This is a genomic window from Burkholderia anthinoferrum, assembly GCF_002925705.1.
Taxonomy (GTDB): Bacteria; Pseudomonadota; Gammaproteobacteria; order Burkholderiales; family Burkholderiaceae; genus Burkholderia; species Burkholderia semiarida.
In genome coordinates this window covers 203819-219297 of the sequence record NZ_LFZP01000064.1, presented here as the reverse complement: position 1 = coordinate 219297, position 15479 = coordinate 203819, and the positions used below count along the sequence as shown (strand labels likewise).

At 62.3% G+C, this 15479-nt stretch carries 15 protein-coding genes; 4 read left to right on the top strand and 11 right to left on the bottom strand.

Annotation, left to right across the window (positions count from 1 at the left end; all coding sequences use genetic code 11):
• Positions 1 to 29 precede the first annotated feature (29 nt).
• The 8 genes from C5F75_RS31025 to C5F75_RS30990 all read right to left on the bottom strand — a co-directional run bounded on the left by C5F75_RS31025 (position 30) and on the right by C5F75_RS30990 (position 8268).
• Positions 30 to 1463: a catalase gene (locus tag C5F75_RS31025; protein WP_059581395.1), complete on the bottom strand. Its 1434-nt coding sequence runs from the start codon at positions 1461 to 1463 to the stop codon at positions 30 to 32.
• A 103-nt stretch (positions 1464 to 1566) separates the two neighbouring features.
• Complete coding sequence (locus C5F75_RS31020; RefSeq protein WP_050012423.1) at positions 1567 to 2328, bottom strand: SDR family oxidoreductase; 762 nt, start codon at positions 2326 to 2328, stop codon at positions 1567 to 1569.
• A 56-nt stretch (positions 2329 to 2384) separates the two neighbouring features.
• On the bottom strand, positions 2385 to 3185 hold the full coding sequence (locus tag C5F75_RS31015) for an SDR family NAD(P)-dependent oxidoreductase (RefSeq protein ID WP_059645008.1): 801 nt from the start codon (positions 3183 to 3185) through the stop codon (positions 2385 to 2387).
• Positions 3186 to 3480: 295 nt separating this feature from the next.
• Positions 3481 to 4242: a glycine betaine ABC transporter substrate-binding protein gene (locus C5F75_RS31010; protein WP_059581390.1), complete on the bottom strand. Its 762-nt coding sequence runs from the start codon at positions 4240 to 4242 to the stop codon at positions 3481 to 3483.
• Positions 4243 to 4270: 28 nt separating this feature from the next.
• Complete coding sequence (locus C5F75_RS31005; protein WP_104013232.1) at positions 4271 to 5194, bottom strand: DMT family transporter; 924 nt, start codon at positions 5192 to 5194, stop codon at positions 4271 to 4273.
• A gap of 90 nt (positions 5195 to 5284) precedes the next feature.
• A complete protein-coding gene (gene nfsB / locus C5F75_RS31000) occupies positions 5285 to 5938 on the bottom strand; it encodes an oxygen-insensitive NAD(P)H nitroreductase (RefSeq protein WP_059581384.1) in 654 nt (217 codons plus the stop codon).
• A gap of 36 nt (positions 5939 to 5974) precedes the next feature.
• A complete protein-coding gene (locus C5F75_RS30995) occupies positions 5975 to 7198 on the bottom strand; it encodes an L-dopachrome tautomerase-related protein (protein WP_059581382.1) in 1224 nt (407 codons plus the stop codon).
• 62 nt (positions 7199 to 7260) lie between these two features.
• Positions 7261 to 8268, bottom strand: a complete 1008-nt coding sequence (locus tag C5F75_RS30990; RefSeq protein WP_059581379.1) for a zinc-binding alcohol dehydrogenase family protein — start codon at positions 8266 to 8268, stop codon at positions 7261 to 7263.
• A gap of 140 nt (positions 8269 to 8408) precedes the next feature.
• Between C5F75_RS30990 and C5F75_RS30985 the strand changes: the two genes are divergently transcribed.
• From C5F75_RS30985 to C5F75_RS30970, 4 genes are all read left to right on the top strand, one after another.
• On the top strand, positions 8409 to 9341 hold the full coding sequence (locus C5F75_RS30985) for a LysR family transcriptional regulator (protein ID WP_059581376.1): 933 nt from the start codon (positions 8409 to 8411) through the stop codon (positions 9339 to 9341).
• A gap of 469 nt (positions 9342 to 9810) precedes the next feature.
• Positions 9811 to 10179 carry a BON domain-containing protein gene (locus tag C5F75_RS30980; protein WP_059581373.1) on the top strand — a complete coding sequence of 123 codons (369 nt, stop codon included), beginning with the start codon at positions 9811 to 9813 and terminating at the stop codon, positions 10177 to 10179.
• A gap of 506 nt (positions 10180 to 10685) precedes the next feature.
• Positions 10686 to 11222, top strand: coding sequence for a carboxymuconolactone decarboxylase family protein (locus C5F75_RS30975; protein ID WP_059581370.1), 537 nt, complete (start codon positions 10686 to 10688; stop codon positions 11220 to 11222).
• Positions 11223 to 11447: 225 nt separating this feature from the next.
• Entirely contained in the window at positions 11448 to 11735 is a 288-nt protein-coding gene (locus C5F75_RS30970; RefSeq protein WP_059582169.1) for a putative quinol monooxygenase, read from the top strand.
• A 212-nt stretch (positions 11736 to 11947) separates the two neighbouring features.
• Here C5F75_RS30970 and C5F75_RS30965 read toward each other — a convergent pair whose 3' ends face one another.
• The 3 genes from C5F75_RS30965 to C5F75_RS30955 form a co-directional block, all read right to left on the bottom strand.
• Entirely contained in the window at positions 11948 to 13183 is a 1236-nt protein-coding gene (locus C5F75_RS30965; protein WP_230971920.1) for an MFS transporter, read from the bottom strand.
• A 145-nt stretch (positions 13184 to 13328) separates the two neighbouring features.
• On the bottom strand, positions 13329 to 14189 hold the full coding sequence (locus C5F75_RS30960; RefSeq protein WP_059581364.1) for an N-acyl homoserine lactonase family protein: 861 nt from the start codon (positions 14187 to 14189) through the stop codon (positions 13329 to 13331).
• A 140-nt stretch (positions 14190 to 14329) separates the two neighbouring features.
• Positions 14330 to 14878, bottom strand: a complete 549-nt coding sequence (locus C5F75_RS30955; protein ID WP_059581361.1) for a TetR/AcrR family transcriptional regulator — start codon at positions 14876 to 14878, stop codon at positions 14330 to 14332.
• Positions 14879 to 15479 lie beyond the last annotated feature (601 nt).

Sequence of the window (15479 nt, the reverse complement as noted above, 5' to 3'; positions counted from 1 at the left end):
GACGTCCGCTCGGCGCGCGCACGCCGGCCTTACTCGGCCCAGATCGCAGTGCGGACACCGGCGGCATACGCCGGATCGATGCGCTCGAGATGGGCGAGCACTCTGTCGACCACGTCCTGCGGGACGCCGCTGATCGCCCGCCCGATGTTGGCGAACAGTCTCTCCTTCTGGTCGGCGCTGAACAGACGGAACAGCGCACGGGGCTGGCTGTAATAGTCGTCATCGTCACGATGGTCGTAACGGTCGACCGTGCCTGCCTGCACCGGCGGTTCGGCCGCTGCTGGATTCGCGGCGAAGTCGCCTTGACGGCTGGGTTCGTAGTTCACGGTGCTGCCGAGGTTGCCGTCGACACGCATCGCGCCATCGCGATGGAACGAGTGAAACGGGCAGCGCGGTGCGTTGACGGGGATCTGGTGATGATTGATGCCGAGCCGGTAGCGCTGCGCGTCGCCGTACGAAAACAGCCGCCCCTGAAGCAGGCGGTCCGGCGAAAACCCGATTCCGGGTACGACGTTCGCCGGCGTGAACGCGGCCTGCTCGACGTCCGCGAAATAGTTCTCGGGGTTCCGGTTCAGCTCGATCGTCCCGACGTCGATCAGCGGGTAATCGTTGTGCGGCCAGACTTTGGTGATGTCGAACGGGTTGTACGGCACTTTCGATGCGTCCGCTTCCGGCATCACCTGGATGCGGAAATGCCATCTCGGGAAGTTACCGTGTTCGATCGCCTCGTAGAGATCGCGCTGCGCGGACTCGCGATCCTGACCGACCACGCGAGCGGCTTCCGCATCCGTATAGTTTTCGATGCCTTGTGCGGACTTGAAATGGAACTTCACGTAGAAGCGTTCGTTCGCCGCGTTGACGAACGAGAACGTGTGCGAGCCGAAGCCGTGCATTTGCCGGTAGTTCTTCGGGATGCCTCGATCGCTCATCAGGATCGTGACCTGATGCAGCGACTCGGGATGGCGCGACCAGAAATCCCACACCGCGACGTTGTTGCGCATGTTCGTCCGCGGATCGCGCTTTTGCGTGTGGATGAAATCCGGAAACTTGAGCGGATCCCGCACGAAGAACACGGGCGTGTTGTTGCCGACGATGTCCCAGTTCCCTTCCTCCGTGTAGAACTTGATCGAGAAGCCGCGCACGTCGCGCTCCGCGTCGGCGGCGCCGCGCTCGCCCGCGACCGTCGAGAATCGCATGAAAACCGGCGTTTCCTTGCCAACCTGGTCGAAGACCTTGGCTTTCGTGTAGCGCGAGATGTCGTGCGTGACCTTCAGCGTTCCGAAGGCGCCCGATCCCTTTGCGTGTACGCGACGCTCGGGAATCACCTCGCGGTCGAAATGGGCCAGCTTTTCAACGAGCCACATGTCCTGCAGTACGACCGGGCCACGCGCGCCGGCGGTCATCGAGTTCTGGTTGTCGGATACGGGGGCGCCGGCGGCGGTCGTCAGGCTCTTGTCGGACATTGTTGTCAGCCTCAAGTCGTTTGTCGTTCGGTGAGTGATCGAATTGCGGGGGGCGGAAGGCGGCGTCGCAGGGCCACCCTCCGGAGTCCTTCTTCGCGGCGGCTCAGGCTACCGGAATGGGGTTCTCGACGAGCGCCTGATTGAACTGATCGACGAACGCATACTCGTCGGGGCCGACGTTGTTACGCAGCGGCTGCGCCATCTCGACCACGACTTCCGTCGTCGCGGTTTCGAGACGCTGGATCGTCTCGGCGATGAAGGCGTCCAGCGGCATTGCTCGCGGATCACCGCTCTTGTGGATCAGATCCGTGTCGACCCACGGCGGGGCGATTTCCAGCACGCGGACACTCGTATTGCGCAACGCAAAGCGTTGCGACATCGTGTACGAATGAATGGCCGCCTTCGTCGCGGAGTAGAGCGCCGTGGCGGCAAGCGGGACGAATGCCAGTACGGAGCTGTTGTTGATGATGAACGACTCGGGTTGCGCCTTCAGATGTTCGACGAGCGCGGCGCTGACACGCACCGGGCCGAGCAGGTTCGTGTTCACGAGCCGGACGGCTTGCGCGTCGTCCAGCGCACCGCCGGCGTCATCGAACGGCATGATGCCCGCGTTGTTGATCACGACGTTCAGCGTCGGATAGTCCGCGATCAGCTGTCGCGCGACACGCTCGATCTGCGTGGGGTCGCCGACATCCAGCTCCACGGTGTCGATACCCGGATTGGCCCGAGCGATCTCGTCCAGCAACGCCTTGCGACGCCCCGCGACAATGACCTTGTTGCCACGCTTGTGAAGGTTTTCTGCGAAAGCGCGGCCGATACCCGACGTGCCGCCGGTGATGAAGACAGTGTTTCCGGTGAGTTTCATGATCGGAGTTCCTTTGAATGGACGACTGGAGCGGTTGCGAAAATGGTTTGCTGCGTTTATTGCGCGACGGCGTAACGCGCCGCGGGGGTATTGCTCGAGAGATGGGGAATCATCACGCGGCGGGCGGCGTCGTATGCGGCCCATTCTTCTCCTGCGTGCAGGGATGGAATCGTGACGAGTTCCTGACGGTCGAAGCCGGTCAGCGCTGCGTCGACCATGTCGGAAGCCGACATGACGATCTCCTTCGGGAGGTTGTCCAGCGGGAGCCCGCCAATCTCCCAGAATTCCGTCGCCGTCGCGCCCGGGAGAACGGCCTGAACCTGCACGCCCTTGTCTGCCAGTTCGTGATGAAGGGACTGCGTGAACGCGAGCGTGAATGCCTTGCTTCCGCCATACACGCCGTTCAGCAGCTCGGGCCCGATCGCAACGATGGACGAGATGTTGATGATCGCGCCGTGGCCGCGAGCGACGAAGCCGGGCGCTGCTGCATAGGTGAGACGCGTCAGCGCCGTGACGTTGAGATCGATCATGCGCGTCATTGCGTCGACGTCGCTTTCGAGCAGCGGCTTATGCGTGCCGACACCGGCATTGTTCACGAGCAGCGTGATGCTCGCGTCCGTGCGCAGCTTCGCTTCGATGGCGGCCAGCGCGCGCGAATCGCCGAGGTCCGCGGCGATCACTTCGACACTGCGCTGCGTGTCGTCGGTAATGCGCTTCGCAAATGCGTCGAGCCGATCCTTGTTGCGTGCAACGAGAATCAGATCGAACCCGCGGCGTGCGAGTCGTTCGGCATAGACCGCACCGATACCCGACGATGCGCCCGTGATCAGTGCGGTGCCTTTGTGTGCTTGCGTCATGATGTTGTTCCGTCGATGGTTACGAAGTGAATGACATCTGCCGGGAAACGCCGAGCCGGTTGCGTCATCTCGGCCGGCTCGTTTCAGTCTTCTGTTTCTCGGCGATTGCGATGTAGTGCGATGCAGTTTATTGGCGAGGCGACGTGTCGATCAACGCGCTCCGCCCATAAAGTCATTTCACTTACTCCGAATATTCGTTCGCGCGAACTGCATAACGGCCGTCGACGTTCGCGGCGGTTTCGGTCGATACGCGTCGTCTACGCGTTCGTCACCGACGGTGCTCGCCCGTGGCGCCTCAGGTCGTTCGCGGCGAGCCGGTGCGTGAGAGGACATGGTCCAGACGGCTCGTTTCCCGGTTGCCGAGGCTGAGAGTGCGCAGTTCGGACAATGCGGCCAACGGGATCGCGTCAAGCGACGCATTTCTGACGATCAACGTGGCGTCGTCCGTGCCGCCGAGCAGACCCTTCGGGTCCTTGAGTTCGCGAATGGTGTATTGCTCGTGAAGGTACTGTGGAGTCCAAAGCGGAACCACCACCCACCGGCGTGCGGCGACGGCCTCCTCGAAGGCGCGTACACAATCGTCGAGCGTGCCGTTTTCGAAGTGATACCCTGCGTCCGCCAGGCCGTACTGCGCGACGATTTCGCGGGAAAATCTGCTGATGCCCGCGCCGGGATTGATGCCCTGAATCCGCTTCACCATCCGTGACGCCACATCCGGCCGTTTCAGATCGGAGATGGAGCTCACCGCGCTTTCGGGCACATAGTCGGGTACGCCCCACAATGCATATGGCCGGTAAAGGACGGTGATCTTGTGCACGTCCTGCTCGAACGGAGCGAGGTAGAGACTATGACTGCTCGGGAGCCACGCGCTGCTCAGCATGTCGGCTCGCCCTTCCCGCAGAATCCGGAAGGCTTCTTCGTGCGGTGCGAATATTTCGTCGACCGTTACGCCATGCTCGTTCAATATCCGCCGCACGACGCCGGAGGCCGCGCGATGGAACGACAGGTCGATGGTAACGAGCGTGAGTCTGGGTTGAGTCGGGTCGAGATCGACCATGGCATTCTCCTGGTTCAGACGATCAAGGTCAGCGTGATGCGATAGAGAGCGCGATGCCGGCCACGATGAGAACGACGCTTGCCGCAAGCCCCATCGTGAGATGCTCGTGAAGAAAGAGGACCGACGTCATGAGGCCGACGACGGGAACGCCTAACATCGCCGTCGCCATGCTCGTGCTCGACATGCGCGTGTTGGCGGCATTCACCGCGCAAAAGCAAAATGCCGTTGCAATCGGACCGATGTAGATCAGCGCCGACGTCAGGCTGAGGCTGCGGTCGCCCGTGTAGGGCCCCTCGAGCACTCTGGCAAGCACGGCGAGCGGTACGGCGGCAACGAGCATTTGCCAGGGCGCGAGCACGTAGGCGCTCGACGCGCTGCGGAAATGCCGGAGATGAAGAATGCAGACCGCCCAGCACAGCGACGCGCCGAGCAGCATGACGTGCGCGACAACGGCCTGACGATCGTGCCAGTCGACATCGAGCGGATTGAAGAGCAGCAGCACCCCGGCCACGCCAAGTGCCGTGCCGAATGCTTTACGCACGGACAGGTGCTCGCGAAATGCCAGCACCGACGCGGGCGTCACCCAGATCGGCGTCGTATAGGCGAGCACGGCGGAACGGCCGGCGCTCACGTGGTGCAGCGCGACGGCGCTCATCGCGGTGAACGCCAACATCTGAAGCAAGCCGACACTGGCGAGAAACGGCAGGTCGGCGCGCTTCGGCAAGCGCAGCGTCCCGGTCGCAGCCTGCACGACGAACAGGCACAGCGCCCCGGATGCGAACCGTGCTGCCGACAGCCACAGCGGTGTGACGTGCGCCAGGCCGAGCTTCATCGCCGGCCAGTTCGCGCCCCACAACAAAATCGCCGCGCCCAATAACAGCGCACCGCCATATCTGGACGAGGGCACGGTCGCGGTGCGGCCGTGCGTGTCCATCCGAATCAACTCGGACATGATGACGCTCCTCGAAGTCGTGCAGCCGAGCGTGCGCGAAACGGTAGCTCGGAACGCTTGCCGCGCGGGCGGCAAGCCTGCTTCGGGTGATCAAATGAATGTGAATATCCGTTCGCGCGGCAGCCGCGATTTGGGCAGATCCGCGTTGAAGTCGTCGCCGCTGCGAAAACCCAGGGACACGATGACGACGCTCGTCAGGCCTCGTTCGCGCAGGCCGAGGCTTGCATCGAGCGCGCGGCTGTCGAACCCTTCCATCGGCGTTGCATCGACGCCGAGGACCGCCGCGCCGAGCAGCAGGCCGCCCAGCGCCAGATAGACCTGCTTTTCCATCCATTGCGGCGTATCGCGCAGCTCGTATTTGTGCATGTCGACGTACGAGCGGCGGCTCTTGTTCTGCGCGGCGCGCATTTCGGCGGTCTTGAATCGACCATCCACCGATTCGCGCTCCAGAATGGCCTGAAGGTGTTCGTCGTCCATGTCGGTCCGCATGCACATCGCGATGACGTGCGATGCGTTGACGACCTTGGCCTCGTTGTACGCGTAGGCGCCCGTTGTGGCGGCCGCGATGCGCGCGCGGCCTTCCGGTGTCGCGGCCACCACGAAATGCCACGGTTGGGAATTCACCGAGGACGGCGACTGGTGAAGCAGCGACAGCAATGTTTCGACCTGCGCGGCGGGAAGCGACTTGCCGCCCTCGAAGGCTTTGACGGTATGGCGGGCATGAATGGCGTCGGCGAGATTCATGTGCGGGACTCCGGTTGTCGGCGATGGCGAAAGGGATTAACGGGTCGGTGCGGGACCTGCGCCGATGCGTACGCGGAACAATGCGTACGGCTTCTGGCGCTCGTCCTTGCCGCCGTGGAATACCGGTTGGCGGTGAAGCTGGTTCGCGGTGAAGTAGAGGTAACCGTCCGGGCCGACCGACAGCGTGTCGGGCCAGAGCACGCGCGGATCGTGCAGGATCGTCTGCCATTCGCCGCCCGGTTCGAGTTTGCGAATCGAGTTGTGCTCGTAATCGCCGGCATAGACATTGCCGTTCGCGTCGCTGGCAAGACCGTCGGACGCTCCTTTCTCCCCGAGATCCTTCACCGCGGCCGCCAGTTGCGCGTCGCTGATCGACGGATCGCGCAGCATCGCGGTCGGAATCGAGTAGAGATGGCGGCTCGACAGCGGGCAGTAGTAGAGGGTCTGGCCGTCCGCGGAGAGCGCGATGCCGTCGGACGCCACGGAAAAGGGCTTGGTGGTCCCGTTCGGGTCGCGGACTTTCAACGACTGGCCTTCGACGACCGGGACGAAGCGAGGATCCGCCGACGTCGACACGTCGCCGGTCAGGCGGCGCATCGCCTTTCCGCTGTCGAGGTCGATCACGATCAGGCCGCCGATGCCCGACAGCGAGGAGTCGGTCACGTAAGCGACCCCGGCCTTTCCGATGCGAAAATCGAAGCGCATGTCGTTCACATAGGTCTGGGCGCGCATCACGTTCGCGGGGAACACGATCGTCTTGACGACGCGGTTGGTTGCGAGATCGATGGCGACGAGCTTCGCGCCGCCCGCGACCGGCTCCGAAAAGTTCGGTGCGGCGGTATCCAGAACCCAGAGCTTGCCGTGACCGTCGGCAACGACGCTTTGGACACTCAGGAAGTGCGTGGACGGGTGCGCCGCATCGGCATGGTTGATCTCGGCGTTTGGATAGGCGACGACGCGGCCGTCACGCAACTCGCCAACGGTGAAAGGCACGGCGTCGCCCCAGCGCGGGAAATTGACGAAAATCCGGCCGTTCTCGGCAACCGTCACGCCGGTGGGCATGGGGCCGGAAAAGGTGGCCACCGTGTCCATCGCGCCGATGGTGCGGTCGGTCGCCTGAACCGCCGGCGCCGTTGCCGGCGCGGACGGTTGCGCCAACACCGGGTTGACCAGCAGCGTGAAACTCAAGCCGGCTGCCAGTGCGGTTGCGGTCCGGCGGAGGGAAGTGAATCTCGTGATGCGTCGATGCGGGAAGTGCATGTTTGTTCTCCGGTCTTGTTCAGCATTTTCGGAATGGCGATACAGGGCGTCGTCGGCGTGCGTCAGAAGCCTTCCAGCACGATCTTTCCTCGCGCGCGACCGCTCTCGATGAGGGCATGGGCGCGCCGGAGATTTTCGGCATTGACGGTTCCGAAGTGATCGGCCATGGTCGTGCGCAACGTACCGTCGTCGATCAGGGTGGAGACGCGATCGAGGATTTCGTGCTGCCTGACCATGTCCGCGGTTTCGAACAGCGATCGCGTGAACATGAGTTCCCAATGAAGCGAAATCGACTTGCGTTTGAGCGGCATCGCGTCCAGCGTGTCGGGGTCGTCGATCACGGCAAGTCGGCCCTGCGGCGCCAGCGCCTCGACGAGCTGCGCGTAATGGACGTCCGTCTGAGTGAGGCTGGCGACGTAGCGCACTTGCGGGGCGCCGATGCGGCGCAGCCCCTCGAGTAGCGGCTGCGTATGGTCGATGACGTCGTGTGCACCGAGCGCTTGCGCCCATGCGCGCGTTTCGGGGCGAGACGCCGTCCCGATTACACGCAGCCCCGTCAGTTGACGCGCCAGTTGCGTCAGCATGGAGCCGACGCCGCCGGCCGCACCGACGATCAGCAATGCATCGCCGGCACCGGCGCCCTCGGCGATCCCGAGGCGATCAAAGAGCAGTTCCCACGCCGTCAGCGACGTAAGCGGCAACGCTGCTGCTTGAGCATCGGAGAGCGTCGCAGGCTTGCGGCCTGCAATACGCTCGTCGACGAGAACATATTGCGCATACGCGCCGGGCCGGGCGATCGAGCCCGCGAAGAAAACCTTGTCTCCCGGAGCGAACATGGAAACGTTGCTTCCGATTGCCTCGACGGTTCCGACGGCGTCCCATCCCAGGATCCGCGGCTGCTCGGTGGGTGACCCCATACGAACCTTCGTGTCGACGGGATTGACGGCGATCGCGTCGACCTTCACCAGCAAGTCGCGCGGCTCGGCTTCGGGCTTGGACACCTCGGCATCGAGAAGGGACTCGGGATGGTCCGCGGGCAGGCCATGCTGTGTATAGACAACCGCTTTCATGGATGAACTCCGAATGATGGTTGAGTGGCGCTGGGCTGCTCGCTGCAGACCGGGCGCCAGCGTGTGAGTGAAATACTGCTCGACCTCGACTGCGGGAAAAACGCGTTACATTAGGGAGGACTTTCACTCCAGGAATGAAAATGGTGCGGCTCGAGGACCTTCAACTATTCGTGAGAGCCGCGGCGCTCGGCAGCTTCTCGAATGCGGCGAGGGAAGCCGATCTGCTGCCAGGGCAAGTGAGCGCCGCGATTCAAAGGCTCGAGCGCGAGCTGGATACCCGTCTCTTTGCACGCTCCACCCGAAGCCTGAAACTCACCGCGGAAGGCGAGCAGTACCTGCCCTATGCGGAGGAAGTGCTTTCCATGGTTCACGAGGGGCGTGAGCGGTTGCACGGAGGAAAGCACGCGTTGCAAGGTACGTTGCGAATCGCCGCACCGTCGGATATCGGACGCAATGCATTGCTTTCCTGGCTCGGCGTGTTCCGCGATGCGCATCCGAAGCTGGTGCTGAAGCTTTCGTTGTCCGACTACGTGACCGACGTATTTCGCGATCCGGTGGACGTGGCTATCCGCTATGGCGCGCCGGAGGCCGCAAGCTACGTCGCGCTTCCGCTCGCCGAAAGCAATCGAAGAGTGCTCGTCGCCGCTCCGGAATACGTGAAACGGCACGGCGCGCCTGCGTCGCTCGACGAGCTCGTTTTGCACGACTGTTTGCCCTACGTGCTCGGTGGGCGTGTCTACGATCGCTGGCTGTTCCCCGCAAGCGGCGTGAGGCGGCAGGTCACGGTGAAGGGTGTGCTGCTGTGCGACGATGCCGAAATCGCGCGGCGCTGGGCTGTCGAGGGCAGGGGCATTGCCTACAAATCCTGGCTCGATGTCCATGACGACGTCAGAGCGGGGCGCCTGACAGTATTGCTGCCCGATCAGCGAGGCGAGGCGGCTCCGCTGAGCCTCGTGTGTCCGCATCGTCGCCAGTTCTCGCCGGCGGTCAGATACCTTCATGCGCACCTCCGCGAACGAATTTCGCCGATGATCGCCGCGATGCGCGACTACGTTGGCGACGCGATGGAGTAGCACGGCCTTTTTAGCCGCGCGAGCCGTGACGTGCGGAGGTGAATGGAGAACGACGCGCAACGGAGTATTCATCAGCTTCTCGGCTCCAATTCGGGACGCTGTCTGGTCCCCAGGTTTCGTTAACGTCCAGTCGCGATAGTCCACGGCAACCGGGTTCCCGCTGGCAGATCGCCCACGTTCGAGCGTCGTTCAGGCGCCTTTCGGGTCATCGGGCAACACATGCAGCCAGTTTGGCGTTTCGGAGTTGCCCGGAAAATCGTCTCGCCGTGTATTCGAGCTAGTCGAAAATAGTCAATGCACCTATGCGCAGGTATAGGTGGCTTGCGAGCATCGGCGCGGGAAGGCGAAGAACGCGCGCTGAAAGCTGTTTTCAGGGAGAGGCCATTGAGGTCGGCCCATTGTCTTCCTACCATTCACTCGGGTTTTATCCCTTGATAACTTTACGTTCACGTTGGTTAAGGAGAGTGTGATGAAGAAAACGATCGCGTCGATGCTGTATGTCAGCTATTTGGCCTTCGGTATTTCAGCCCATGCGGCGGAGCAGAATACCGCTCCGCCGCCGGAGCAGGTCGTCAGCCAGAAAGAAGTGACGAAGAGTGAAAAGAAGGCGCAACACGCGGCCGATCGCGCGCTGTCGCGGAAAATCGTATGGGCGCTGTCGAAAACGAAAGGATTGAATGCAATCAACGTGCGGGTGCTCGCTCGCCGGGGAGCCGTGACCCTGACCGGATACGTGCCCGACAGCGAGCAAGTCCAGCTTGCCGGCGATAGCGCCGCGCGGGTCGCGGGCGTGACGTCCGTCGCCAACAATGTGGTGCCGGGCGAACCGGGCCGTTGATTGCCTTCACCGGAGGCCGACGTGCGCGTACCGATGCGTTCGCGCGTCGCTCGGTGTTCGCGGCGGCTCGAAGGCCGAGTTCCGATTTTGAATGTTGCATGGCGCCATGCACGGAAAACGGGTGTGTTCGTCGCGCCGAAATAACGTCCTTTTTGCCGGGTAATTGGTGGGTCGATATCGCGACCGACACGTTCATGACGTGCCTGAAAATGAATGATCTGAAGGCGAAACGGGCCGGCCCCGATGTTGACGAGTAAAGTCAGTTTTTCGGTAAATCGCATTCAAATTCAAGCGGCGAATTTTTATGATGACAAATGCTGCGATTAAATCGGGTCGTGGGTTTTCGATGTCGATAATTGTCGTGCGCGTTGCGTGACGCGACCTATTCGGCATTTGGCGCGGTTATCTGGCAGTAAAACCAGGGGCGCGGGCTCCGACTCGTCATCGTCGCTATCCTGCCGGCCGTTTCCGGTCGGTACTTCGTTATCCAACTCGTTGAGAGATATATGACACGCTTGACTACCCTGAAGCCGTCGGAAGCTACCGGCGAAACCGCAGCTGTGTTCGGTCAGATCAAGGCCGCACTTGGGAAGGTCCCGAACGCCTACGCGACCATCGGCACGCACAGCCCGGCCGGTCTTTCGGCCATGTTGAACGTCGATGCGGCGATCGCGGCAAGTTCTCTGGATCAGGCCGACATTGAAACGGTGCGCCTTGCGGTAAGCGCGCTGTCCGGTTGCGACTATTGCCTGGCCGCTCATACGATGCTCGGCAGGATGTCGGGTCTCACGCCGGAGGTGATGAAGAATATCCGCGCCGGTCGCGCGTCGGGGGAGGCCCGGCGTGATGCGCTGCTCTCGTTCGTGCGATCGATCGCGACGACGCGCGATACCGTGCCCCAGGGCGTGCTGGAGGCGGTGCTGGACGCGGGGTATACCGAGCGGCAGGTCATCGAGATCATCCTGGTCATGACATCGATCACCTTCACCAACCTGGTGAACCGCGTGAACGACACTACGCTGGACTTTCCGGCAGTCGACTGAACGTGTCGGGCGTCGGCTCGACTGACGGCCAATGCCCGGTGTCGTTCCGGAACGCCACACAGCGCCCGTCGGGCGCTGTGTGCATTGACGCTCGCGAAGCAGTTGGAAGACTGAATGAGCGACGGGGCGCCATGCGGACGAACCGATCCGTCCGATCGTGTCGTCGTACTGGCGTGTCAAACGAAAGCAGATGCTCGAAAGATCCCTTTACGATGGAGAATGAAAATGTCAAAGCAGTTTGTCGTTGCCACGATTACCGCGGATCCGCAACACGCGAAGGCGGTGGAAGCGGCGTTGTTGGCGGCCGTACCGGCCGTCCGGACCGAGGATGGGTGCGAGCAGTATGAGCTGCATCGCGACCGCGAGGCGGCTCATCGCTTTACGATGATCGAGCGATGGCGGGACGAACGTGCGCTGAAGGTCCACGGCGAAGCACCGGCGTTCCAGAACCTGGCGCGCGAACTCGCGGGCAAGGCGACGCTCGATGTCGTGCTGCTCGAGAAAGTGATCTAGGCGAACCGAAATCATTCTGGAACAAGCCGGCGGCCGGATCGATTTCCGGCCGCCGTTATTTTTCGTTCGTTCGATCGAGGCCGGACGTCGCGTGCGCGACGTCGATCATCGAACGAGCAGCGCGAGTACGGGCGCGACGAGTGCGGTCAGGACGCCGTTCATTCCGATGGCCTGCTCGCGTATCCGCGGGCCGGTGCCTTGTCTCGATCGCGTCATGATTGAAGCGATTCCCGACACCCGGCCGCGCAGGCCTTCGCGTTGACCGACGCACGGGACACGAGCAGGCTGCCGGTCGCCAGCGCGAGAAACACCAGTGAACTGCCGATCGACCCTGTCAAACCGAACGCGGGATACACCCACCCCGCGACGGCGGAGCCGACGCCGATGCCGCAAAACACGAAGGATGCGGTCAAGGCCAACGCAATGCCCCGCCATTGCGGTACGAGTTCGACGATGCGCCGTTGCTGTGAAGGCCACAGCAGGTCGGTCGCGAACGCCCACGCCGTCAGTGCGACAAAAAGCAGGTGCAGGCTCGGGGGCGTGAACCAGAGAAACACCAGGTCCGCTGCAAGCAGGGCGAGGCCGGCGAGCAGCATCGTTTCCGCGCTATGGCGCCGCGCGGCGCGCGTCACGAACAGGTTGCCCGCGACGCCGGCGACGCCGAGCACCACGAGCGAGGTCGACACCATGTCGGCGCCTGCGTGGAATACGTCGCGAATGATGGGTGCGATAAAAGCGTACGTCGAATAGACGCCGGCCGCGATGAAGAACACGACCAGAAATGCACTGAGCGTAGCGGTGCGCGTCAGAAGAGAGACCATCGTTGCGAATTCGATGTTCTCGCCCCTGCTGGTGTCGGGTACGGCCCATACGATGAGCGCGGCGGTCACGGCGCCGGCGAGTCCGACGGCGACGAAGAGCGACCGTGCGCCCCATGCGTGCGCGATCCATGCGGACAGCGGCATGCCGACCAGGCCGGCGACGCTCAAGCCGAGCAGCACGGTGGCAATCGCGCTGCCCTGCTGGTCGCGCTCGACGAGGCTGGAACCCAAGGCGCCGAGCACGGGGCCGATGAAACCCGCGCCGAGCCCCATCAGCACGCGCGACAGCAGCAGCACGGGATAATTCGGCGCGGCCGCCAGCAGGAGGGCAGCCGTACTGAACAGCGCCAAGCCGAGCAGGACCTGGCGACGGCGTCGCAGATGTCCAAAACCGACTTGCAGCAGCGGAGCGGCGAAAGCGAACGTCACACCGAACACGGTAACGAGGTAAACGCTTTGCGAATCGGCGAGCCCCCATTGACGCGATATCGAGTCGAGGCTGCCGACGACGGAGAGCGCGCCCGTCGCCTGTACGAAGTACGCGAGGCTGAGGGTGTGGAGTGCGCGCGCCGTCCGCGCGGAAAAGGGCGTAGTCATGAGAGAGTCCTTTCGAGGCTTGAGAAGCACGCGGCGCCGCAGACGAGACGGCCGCGCACCGATCAACCGACTACCTGCCGAGCGTGTGCAGAACCAGCGTGGCCGCGGCGTGGAATGCGCCCGCGGCGACAATCAACAGTCCGAACGTTCGACGCAGAAGGCCGGGCATCTGGGTTCAACCCTGCGTCAATGGCGTGTAGTTCGACGCCTTCGTGACATCGGCCCGCGGGTTCGAGATGGCGTTTTCCATCAGGCCGACTACCTTCCCGCCGCTCACCAGCGCGGGCACGTCGTGGCTTGGCAGCAGGAAGCGGCTCGTTGCAAGCGCGCGCTTGATCGCGCGCTTCTCGTCGAGCGTCGACATCGCGCGGTTCGCGGTAATGGTGGGTTCGTGCGCGGCCTGGTCGAGGATCGGGTCGATCAACTGATCCTTCAGGTTGTAGGCGATGTCGCCGCAGATGTTGGCAATGCCTTCGTCGGTTTCGACGAGCACCGACAGCGAACCCGGCGTATGGCCACCGGAGAGACGGACCGCGACGCCCGGAATGACCTCTTCCTCGAACGTGCCGTCCACGTCGAACAGCCGGATTGCGCCGCGCGTATGCAGGCGGTCGATCAGATGCTTCGTATCGGCCGCGGTGTACATCAGCGGGCCCATGATCCCGGATGCCGCGAATTCCAGCTCGCGACGCGAGATACCGACGGTTGTCGTCATGGGAAATCGGTCGGTCATGCCGACGTGATCGATATGTGCGTGCGTATGGACGATGTGACGGATGTCGCTCATCTTCAGGCCGTGTTGAGCGAGGTGATACTCGATCGTCATCTCTGGCGTGACTTCGTAGGGCAGACCGAATTCAGCGTACTGCTCGACGCTGCGCGAACCCGTATCGACGAGCACGGGATGCGCGCCACCCGTGATCAGAAACCCGAGCACCGGTATCGTCACCTGCTTGCCGGGTTCGCGAAACAGGACGAGGCCGCTCGAATCGAGCGACATGTTGCCGAAGTTGATCGGGTGAATCTTCAAGCTCATGGCTGCTCTCCGCTGTAGATCGGTACTTTATTGAACCGATCGGTTCAGTATGATCACGCGAGCGAGGCGGGGCCAATTAAAAAAACCAATCGGTTCAAAACGATTGGTCTATCGCGAAGCGGGCCGACCGCGGACGAGCGTCAAAGGAGGCGTAGCGCTTGCATGAATGCGCCGACGGCGTCGCCTTCGGCCTCGGCGGGCAAATTGCGCTCGATGCAATAGCCGGCAAAGAACACCGTCACGATCGTGGCGATGGTCGCGGCAGGCAGGTGATGAGGCTCGGCCTCGATATTTTCGATGATCTGCGGGATCAGCCGATGGTGATACGCGCCGACGACTTCGCGCACGCGGTCGGACAACGACGGGAATTCACGCAGCGAATTGACGGAGAAACAACCTACGCAGCCGTCGTCTTGCGCATCGCCCAGCCGCAGGAAGCGCTCGATGTTGCCGTAACTTTTCGGCTCCGCGGTAAGGATCTGCAGCGCCCCGCGATGTTCGTAGTAGTAGAGGAGGGTATGCAGGAACAAGTCTTCCTTGTCCCCGAACTCCGCATAGAGCCCCGACTTGTTGACGCCCGACGCCCGTTCCAGCTGCTGGAGCGACGTGCCGGCGAAGCCGTACTTCCAAAAGAGCGGGAGGACCTTTTGCAACACGCCTTCGCGACTGAATTTTTTGGGTCTGCCCATGTCCGTCACACCATGAGATGATTTGCAAACATTTTAAACCGAACGGTTTTTTTGGGGGCCGGGCGAATCGATACGGCGACCGGCGGGGTGCGGGGCTGTATCCGGTGTCGCGGCCGTTCGATCGACTACCCCATGTGCATCGTCGCGCCGACATACCCACGTTAGCCGGCTATCCCGAAAGGCATGAGCGGCGCGGCTTGATTTACGGACGGGTTAAACGGCATCGATTATAAAAACGCCAGGGAAAATTATTTAAACAATCGAAACGGTGTGATTTTATTTTCGCTCGGGCAAACAAAATTTCCGTGTTGGCAAAGGTCATTAATCCCGCTCTGTCATTCAATGTCGCCATACCGGTCGGATGTATGTCTGGCGGCGATTTGCGAGACGATGAATAATTTCGACCCCTTATTGGTAACCCGGAAATTTATCGGAAACGTAAAGGATTGCAATATGAAGTCGTTATCCGTGCATTCCGGTTGCGGGGCATGATTTTATTTGGCAGGATTTCATCGGGCGCCCGATTTTAAAACAACAAAGCGATCGACAGTTCAATTTGCTGAAATAACGTGCGATGCCGGGGCGACCCCTTGCAAGACAG

What these genes read in the sequence shown, in the direction of transcription:
- C5F75_RS30960 (WP_059581364.1), bottom strand. Translation starts at nt 14,189, where the DNA reads ATGAGCTTGAAGATTCACCCGATCAACTTCGGCAACATGTCGCTCGAT.
- C5F75_RS30985 (WP_059581376.1), top strand. Translation starts at nt 8,409, where the DNA reads ATGGTGCGGCTCGAGGACCTTCAACTATTCGTGAGAGCCGCGGCGCTC.
- C5F75_RS31025 (WP_059581395.1), bottom strand. Translation starts at nt 1,463, where the DNA reads ATGTCCGACAAGAGCCTGACGACCGCCGCCGGCGCCCCCGTATCCGAC.
- C5F75_RS31005 (WP_104013232.1), bottom strand. Translation starts at nt 5,194, where the DNA reads ATGTCCGAGTTGATTCGGATGGACACGCACGGCCGCACCGCGACCGTG.
- C5F75_RS30995 (WP_059581382.1), bottom strand. Translation starts at nt 7,198, where the DNA reads ATGCACTTCCCGCATCGACGCATCACGAGATTCACTTCCCTCCGCCGG.
- C5F75_RS31015 (WP_059645008.1), bottom strand. Translation starts at nt 3,185, where the DNA reads ATGACGCAAGCACACAAAGGCACCGCACTGATCACGGGCGCATCGTCG.
- C5F75_RS30955 (WP_059581361.1), bottom strand. Translation starts at nt 14,878, where the DNA reads ATGGGCAGACCCAAAAAATTCAGTCGCGAAGGCGTGTTGCAAAAGGTC.
- C5F75_RS30975 (WP_059581370.1), top strand. Translation starts at nt 10,686, where the DNA reads ATGACACGCTTGACTACCCTGAAGCCGTCGGAAGCTACCGGCGAAACC.
- C5F75_RS31020 (WP_050012423.1), bottom strand. Translation starts at nt 2,328, where the DNA reads ATGAAACTCACCGGAAACACTGTCTTCATCACCGGCGGCACGTCGGGT.
- C5F75_RS30970 (WP_059582169.1), top strand. Translation starts at nt 11,448, where the DNA reads ATGTCAAAGCAGTTTGTCGTTGCCACGATTACCGCGGATCCGCAACAC.
- C5F75_RS30990 (WP_059581379.1), bottom strand. Translation starts at nt 8,268, where the DNA reads ATGAAAGCGGTTGTCTATACACAGCATGGCCTGCCCGCGGACCATCCC.
- nfsB (WP_059581384.1), bottom strand. Translation starts at nt 5,938, where the DNA reads ATGAATCTCGCCGACGCCATTCATGCCCGCCATACCGTCAAAGCCTTC.
- C5F75_RS30980 (WP_059581373.1), top strand. Translation starts at nt 9,811, where the DNA reads ATGAAGAAAACGATCGCGTCGATGCTGTATGTCAGCTATTTGGCCTTC.
- C5F75_RS31010 (WP_059581390.1), bottom strand. Translation starts at nt 4,242, where the DNA reads ATGGTCGATCTCGACCCGACTCAACCCAGACTCACGCTCGTTACCATC.